The sequence below is a fragment of the Pseudonocardia sp. genome, assembly GCF_025965585.1.
In the GTDB taxonomy this organism is placed as follows: domain Bacteria; phylum Actinomycetota; class Actinomycetes; order Mycobacteriales; family Pseudonocardiaceae; genus Pseudonocardia.
The window spans coordinates 1-4,452 of sequence record NZ_JAOPWR010000167.1 but is presented as its reverse complement, the minus strand read 5'-3'; the positions used below and the strand labels follow the sequence as shown (position 1 = coordinate 4,452).

The following is a 4,452-nucleotide window of genomic DNA, read 5'->3' as shown; positions in this document are numbered from 1 at the left end:
GGCAGATCGCCTTCGGCCATGCCGGCCGGCACCGACACGGCGGGGTGTCCGGTGTAGTTGATCGGGTACGTCATGCACCACCCGATCAGCGGGTTCACCTCGACGCCGTTGATCTGGGTGGGACCGGCGGTGTTGCCGTCTTCCGCGTTGGGCACCGGCAGGCAGGCGAGGGTGGGCGTCAGGAGGAGGTCGTAGTCGCCGAAGACGCCCTGGATCGCGTCGTAGACGCCGGAACGCATCTGCTGGTCCCGTAGCACCTCGACCGCGCTGGCCCGGTAGTTCGCCTCGACGTAGGAGCGGTACTCCACGGGCAGGTCGTCGGCGTGGTCGGCCAGGAGATCGATCCCCTGGGCCTTGAAGAGCTCGATGACCTCCACGCCGGCCATCATCCGGCACCAGAGCTCGGACAACTCCTGCTGCCCGTAGGGCATCGTCATGTCGATCTCGTCCACGGTGGCACCCGCGTCGCGGAATGCGGCCGCGGCCTGCGCGGTCACCGCGGCGACCTTCGGATCGACCGGGTACATGCCGAAGTCGGGGCTGTAGGCGATGCGCTTGCCCTTGAGCGACTGCTCGCAGGCGCCGACGTAGTCCACGGTCTCGTCGAGGGCGAACGGGTCGCGCGGGTCGTATCCGGTCAGCACCGTGGCGCCGAGGGCGACGTCGGCGACGCTGCGCCCGATCACGCCTTCGAACAGGAAGGGACTGATCCCGGTGAAGGCGTTGGGACGCGACACGAACGGGACCCGCCCGAACGACGCCTTGTAACCGACGACGCCGCACCAGGAGGCGGGGATCCGCGCCGACCCGCCGCCGTCGGTGCCCTCCGCCAGGGGCAGCAGGCCGTCGGCGACGGCGGCCGCAGAACCGCCGGAGGACCCGCCCGAGTTCCGGTCGGTGTCGAACGGGTTGCGCGTGGGTCCGAACAGCGGGTTGTCACACGTGCCACGGAAACCCATGACCGGTGAGTTGGTCTTGCCGAGCACGATCGCCCCCGCGGCCTTCATCCGCTCGGCGTAGATGCAGTGGTGCTCGGCGATGTTCTCGCGCAGAGCGGGGATGCCGCCGAACGTCGACGGCCAGCCGGGATGGAAGTCGAAGAGGTCCTTCAGCGCGGTGGGAACGCCGTGCATCGCCCCCAGCTCCTCCCCGTCCGTCACCGCCTTCTCCGCGCGCCTGGCCGCCGCCCTGGCCTCGTCGGCCGCGAGGAAGACGAAGGCGTTGAGGCTGGGGTTGCGCTGCTCGATGCGGTCCAGGAAGTAGTCCACGATCTCGACCGGGGACACCTCACGGTCGCGGACCGCCGCCGCCAGGTTCGTCGCGGATTCGTACGCCATGTCGTCGTCGAGAGACAAGAGACTCCTTCGGTGGGGATGGAATGCGGGGTGCGGATCAGAGCGCGCGCCATCCGCTCACGCGGCGCAGGTCCATCTCGAACTCGACCTCGACGACCGGCGGCCTGGTCAGCCAGCGCACGAATCCGTGACGGCCGACCGCCGGCAGCCGGCCGAGCAGCATCTCGTCCAGACCGGGGATCTCGTGAGCGGTGTAGACGTCGACGAGCGTGGGCGACTCCGCGTCCTTGCCCAGCCCGGCCAGCCGGGCCCGCATCTCGTCGATGACGTAGCCGGCCTTCTTCGTCAGGCCGGCTTCGGATATGTCGCCGCGGGCGACGATCGCCTCGGGATCAAGGCCGTCGATCTCTCCGCCTCCCGCGACCACGAAGTCGACGCCCCCGTCATCGGCCGCCTCCTGGACGAGGAAGGCAGACAGGAGCACGGGCTCCCCCGGCGCCGACCGGACGGGGACGACGTTCGTGCGCGCGATCGGGTTGACCCCGTTCTCGAGCAGTCCGCGCTCGGCGAGGAGCTGCCGGTAGGTCTCGTTGAACTCGTCGAAGGCCCCGAACGCGAACGGCGCCGGGGACCTGAGTTCGAAACCCACCAGTGCGCTCGACGGCAGACCTCGCCCGGCGCACTCCTCGTCGAGACGAGCGAAGCCCTCGACGACCGAGGGCGGAGAGTCGAACCGCAGCCCGATGATCTCGTAGCCCGGCTCGGCGGCCACCCCGGACGAGTACGGGGCGATGGCGGGCAGGTACCGGTAGGTCCCGGTGCTGTGAAGCGACGCGGCGTACGGCATGGACAGGTACTCCAGAAGGATCAGCCGGCGCGGCCGGGGGAGCGGATCAGTCGAAGTACTTGGCCTGGGCCTGCAGTTCCTCGAGCACGGTCGCGTCGTGGCCGTAGACCATCGTCGCGTCGTAACGCTTCTGGATCTGCTGGGTCCAGCGGAAGCTCTCCCACCACGCGTGCGAGTTGCGGCCGAGCCACCCCTGGGGCAGACCCTGCTCGAACAGGTCGCGCACATGGAACAGGTCGCTGGTCAGCATGAAGTGCCCGGAGTTGCGGGTCTCGACCTGCATGGTCATCAGGCCGGGGGTGTGGCCGGGCATGTGTCGCAGGGTGATGCCCTCGAACAGCTCGGTCTCGTCGCGGTGGATGGGCTGCCAGTTCAGCTCCCAGTGGAGGTCGCCCGGAACGTAGGCGCCGATGTCCTCCTTGGTCGCGACCGCGTAGTAGTGCTCCTTGATCTCCTTCGCGTGGGCGTAGATCGGGATGTTCTTGCCCTTGAAGTGCTCCAACCCGCCGGCGTGGTCGAGGTGCAGGTGCCCCATGACGACGGCCTGGATGTCGTCGATGCCATAACCGGCGGCCTCGAGGGCCTTGTCGAGGTGGTGCTCCTCCTCGTAGACGTTGACGGGGAAGGCATCCCAGGCAGGGCCGGGCCAGTCCTCCTTGGCGTTCTGCGCGCAACCGGTCTCGAACAGGATCGGGCCGGCCTTGGGGTGTTCGATCACGGCGGCGATGACCGCGACCCGACGGCGCTCGTACTGCGGGTGCGGGTCGGACTGCAGCGCCGCGTTGCATCCGCGCATGAAGAAGCCGTCGTCGGTGTCGATCCGTCCGAGGTCGAGCAGGGACAACTTCGTTCCGGCCATGGAGTGCCTCTTCCGTTCGCAGCGGTGGTGATCCCACGGCCTCGAAGTCCGCACCCACCGGACGAGCTGCGCACGCGAGATCCGAGGGGCCACACCGTCGACCGTGACGACAACAAGTGTCTAAACTATAATCTAGCGAGTCAAGGATCTATGTATCGATCCGGTCGAAGTGGAGGTGCGTCCGGTGAGAACGGACGACGTGGGGCCGGTGTCGGCCGGGCTCGGCCGGGATCTGGTGGGGCTGATCCGCTCCCTCATCCTGACCGGCACCATCGCCCCGGGCGAGAAGATCCTTCCCAAACAGATCCAGGAACGGTTCGGCGTCTCCCACATCCCCGTGCGGGAGGCTCTGCGCGCGCTGGAAGCCGAGGGTCTGGTCGTCACGGTCCCGCGTCGGGGCACGACCGCCGCGCAGGTCTCGCTCGGCGAGCTCCGCGAGGTCTACGCCATGCGACGGCTGCTCGAACCACCGCTCATGGCCCAGGCGGTGCGACTGCGCAGTACGGAAGCGGTGGTCGCGGCACAGGAGGCGCGACGGCGTCTGGCCGCTGAGTCCGCTGCCGACCTCGACACGTTCCTGGCCAGGCACCGGGAGTTCCACTGGTTGCTCATCCAGCCGACGGTCCAGGCGGTCGGCCGTCGGATACTCGAACAGCTGTGGGTGGTCTCCGAGCGCTACGTGCGGATGAGCGTGGCCGCCCACCAGGCGGATGTGAAGGCGACCCACGACCACGACACCCTGCTCCAGGCGTTCGTCTCCGGCGACGCCGATCTCGCAGCGCGCGAGACCGTGCACCACCTCGACCTCGTCGAATCCACGATCGTCGAGGCGCTGACGCCCGACCTGGCGTGACCGTCCCGAGGGTAGGCGGCGCGCCGACCAGAACGAGGAGGTGGCCCCTCCGAGCGTCCCGGACGGGGAGTGCCGGTCCGACGCTGCGGGCTCAGCCTGTGGTCGTGGTCGACAAGCCGCTCACGCAGTCACGAGTCGTCACAGCTGCCTGCACCGTCCGGGTGGTCGAGCCAGGGGCGCCCGGGTCGGTGGGGTCCCCCTCGACAGTTGTCCACAGTGGTCTTGTCGATCTGCTCGCTGGTCCCGGCGTCGATCCCGCAGGAACAGCGAAACCGCCAGTACGAAGGCCAAGCAGCCGAACCACGCGGGGAGCGTCCCCCGTGTGTTCGGATCGCGCGGCACGACGACACCCAGGGCCGCCCCCATGCCGCTACGTGACCACCGGGTTGCACCCGTGGTCACGAGCTCACCCGGCGAGGCTCACTGCAGCGCCGTCGTCACCCGGGTTCATGGCTCCCCGGTTGCGTGTCCTTGGGGATTGCTGACCGGCGGCGGTGGTGTCCTGCGGGCGGTCAACCGTCCTGCGGCCGGTGGACGACCAGGACCTCGTGGTCGGGAGCTCGTGCTGCCAGCCAGTCGGTGGCGTCCCGGCCGCGGG

Annotated in this window: 4 protein-coding genes; 1 reads left to right on the top strand and 3 read right to left on the bottom strand. The window is 69.0% G+C overall.

Going from position 1 to position 4,452, the window contains the following annotated elements; translation table 11 throughout:
* The 3 genes from JWR81_RS10495 to JWR81_RS10485 all read right to left on the bottom strand — a co-directional run.
* Positions 1–1,355, bottom strand: a 1,355-nt coding sequence (locus tag JWR81_RS10495; protein WP_297649971.1) for an amidase, incomplete at its 3' end; no start/stop codon positions are given.
* 37 nt (positions 1,356–1,392) lie between these two features.
* Complete coding sequence (locus JWR81_RS10490; protein WP_297649969.1) at positions 1,393–2,142, bottom strand: hypothetical protein; 750 nt, start codon at positions 2,140–2,142, stop codon at positions 1,393–1,395.
* 46 nt (positions 2,143–2,188) lie between these two features.
* Positions 2,189–3,001, bottom strand: coding sequence for an N-acyl homoserine lactonase family protein (locus JWR81_RS10485; RefSeq protein WP_297649967.1), 813 nt, complete (start codon positions 2,999–3,001; stop codon positions 2,189–2,191).
* 184 nt (positions 3,002–3,185) lie between these two features.
* Here JWR81_RS10485 and JWR81_RS10480 point away from each other — a divergent pair, with 184 nt between their 5' ends.
* Positions 3,186–3,854, top strand: coding sequence for a GntR family transcriptional regulator (locus tag JWR81_RS10480; RefSeq protein ID WP_297649965.1), 669 nt, complete (start codon positions 3,186–3,188; stop codon positions 3,852–3,854).
* The last annotated feature ends 598 nt before the right edge of the window (positions 3,855–4,452 follow it).

Coding starts and splice junctions, on each gene's coding strand:
- JWR81_RS10485 (WP_297649967.1), bottom strand. CDS start 3,001: ATGGCCGGAACGAAGTTGTCCCTGCTCGACCTCGGACGGATCGACACC.
- JWR81_RS10490 (WP_297649969.1), bottom strand. CDS start 2,142: ATGCCGTACGCCGCGTCGCTTCACAGCACCGGGACCTACCGGTACCTG.